The sequence below is a fragment of the Streptomyces sp. NPDC057543 genome, from assembly GCF_042801895.1.
Classification (GTDB): Bacteria; Actinomycetota; Actinomycetes; order Streptomycetales; family Streptomycetaceae; genus Streptomyces.
Map to the genome: position 1 here is coordinate 1 of NZ_JBHVFF010000557.1, position 1,951 is coordinate 1,951.

A 1,951-nucleotide genomic window follows, 5' to 3' on the forward strand; every position below is an offset into this window, starting at 1 on the left:
GTGGTTCGGTGCCGGGGCCTTCTCGTTGGTCCACTGCTCAGCCCCGCCGGCGTTCGAGGCGCGGGGTCCCGGTTACGGGAAGGGGCGAGGTGGGGAACAGACCCGCCGCAGGCGACCCCACCACCGCCCCCGCCGAACCCCTACGGCAGTGCCAGCATCCGCTCCAGTGCCAGCTTCGCGTACTTCTCCGTCTCCGGGTCGACCTCGATCCGGTTGACCAGGTTCCCCTCGGCCAGCGACTCCAGGGCCCACACCAGGTGCGGCAGGTCGATCCGGTTCATCGTCGAGCAGAAGCACACCGTCTTGTCGAGGAAGACGATCTCCTTGTCCTCGGCCGCGAACCGGTTCGCCAGGCGGCGCACCAGGTTCAGCTCGGTGCCGATCGCCCACTTCGAGCCGGCCGGCGCCGCCTCCAGGGCCTTGATGATGTACTCCGTCGACCCGACGTAGTCCGCCGCCGCCACGACCTCGTGCTTGCACTCCGGGTGCACCAGCACATTGACGCCCGGAATGCGCTCGCGCACATCGTTGACGGACTCGACCGAGAAGCGCCCGTGCACCGAACAGTGCCCGCGCCACAGGATCATCTTGGCGTTGCGCAACTCCTCGGCACTGAGGCCGCCGTTCGGCTTGTGCGGGTTGTAGAGGACACAGTCCTCCAGCGTCATTCCCATGTCCCGGACCGCGGTGTTCCGGCCGAGGTGCTGGTCGGGCAGGAAGAGCACCTTGGCCGCCGAGGGCTCCCGCTGCTCGAACGCCCACTCCAGCGCCCGCTTCGCGTTGGACGAGGTGCAGATCGTGCCGCCGTGCCGGCCGGTGAAGGCCTTGATGTCGGCGGAGGAGTTCATGTACGAGACGGGGACCACCTGCTCGGCGACCCCGGCCTCGGTCAGTACGTCCCAGCACTCGGCGACCTGCTCGGCGGTGGCCATGTCGGCCATCGAGCAGCCCGCCGCCAGGTCCGGCAGCACGACCTTCTGGTCGTCGGTGGTCAGGATGTCCGCGGACTCGGCCATGAAGTGCACGCCGCAGAAGACGATGTACTCCGCCTCCGGGCGCGCCGCCGCGTCCCGGGCGAGCTTGAAGGAGTCGCCGGTGACGTCCGCGAACTGGATGACCTCGTCGCGCTGGTAGTGGTGGCCGAGGACGAACACCTTGTCCCCGAGCTTCTCCTTGGCCGCGCGGGCACGCTCCACCAGGTCCGGGTCGGACGGGGAGGGCAGGTCGCCGGGACACTCGACGCCGCGCTCGCTCTTCGGGTCGGCCTCGCGGCCGAGCAGGAGCAGGGCGAGGGGCGTCGGCTGGACGTCGAGATCCTGGACGGGGTGGGCCGTGGTCACGTCACGCACCCTTTCTTCTCTGCGGAAAGCCTTTTCGTCGAATTGACGTTATCTATCATATCCGGTTCACGTCACTTTGACGACGGCCATAGTGTCGATGTGACGCATACCGCCGGGGGGCCGGTGTGCGAGCATGAATGGAACAGGCAAGCGCTCGGCCCGGAATGAATCCGCGGTCCCGACGGTTGCAACGTCGGCAAGCAGTCTCCGTACAACCCGGGAGAGAAGCAGATGTCCGTATCGGACGAGACCACCACCGTGAGCGACGGCATCCTCCTGTCCGACGCCGCCGCAGCCAAGGTCAAGGGCCTGCTGGAGCAGGAAGGCCGTGACGACCTGGCGCTGCGCGTCGCCGTCCAGCCCGGCGGCTGCTCGGGCCTGCGCTACCAGCTCTTCTTCGACGAGCGTTCCCTCGACGGCGACGTCGTGAAGGACTTCGACGGCGTCAAGGTCGTCACCGACCGGATGAGTGCTCCGTACCTGGGCGGCGCCTCCATCGACTTCGTCGACACCATCGAGAAGCAGGGCTTCACGATCGACAACCCGAACGCCACGGGCTCCTGCGCCTGCGGTGACTCCTTCAGCTAAACCCTGAGGGAACCGGCGGAACG

The 1,951-nt window shown here is 67.7% G+C and carries 2 protein-coding genes; one reads left to right on the forward strand and one right to left on the reverse strand.

Annotated features, from left to right (window positions below; all coding sequences use genetic code 11):
• Window positions 1-140: 140 nt before the first annotated feature.
• The gene (nadA, locus tag ACFU8Q_RS41240; RefSeq protein ID WP_384465280.1) at window positions 141-1,349 is read right to left on the reverse strand and encodes a quinolinate synthase NadA; all 1,209 of its coding nucleotides are present in this window, start codon (window positions 1,347-1,349) and stop codon (window positions 141-143) included.
• Window positions 1,350-1,571: 222 nt separating this feature from the next.
• Between nadA and ACFU8Q_RS41245 the strand changes: the two genes are divergently transcribed.
• A complete protein-coding gene (locus ACFU8Q_RS41245) occupies window positions 1,572-1,928 on the forward strand; it encodes an iron-sulfur cluster assembly accessory protein (RefSeq protein WP_030933606.1) in 357 nt (118 codons plus the stop codon).
• Window positions 1,929-1,951 lie beyond the last annotated feature (23 nt).

Coding starts and splice junctions, on each gene's coding strand:
- ACFU8Q_RS41245 (WP_030933606.1), top strand. CDS start 1,572: ATGTCCGTATCGGACGAGACCACCACCGTGAGCGACGGCATCCTCCTG.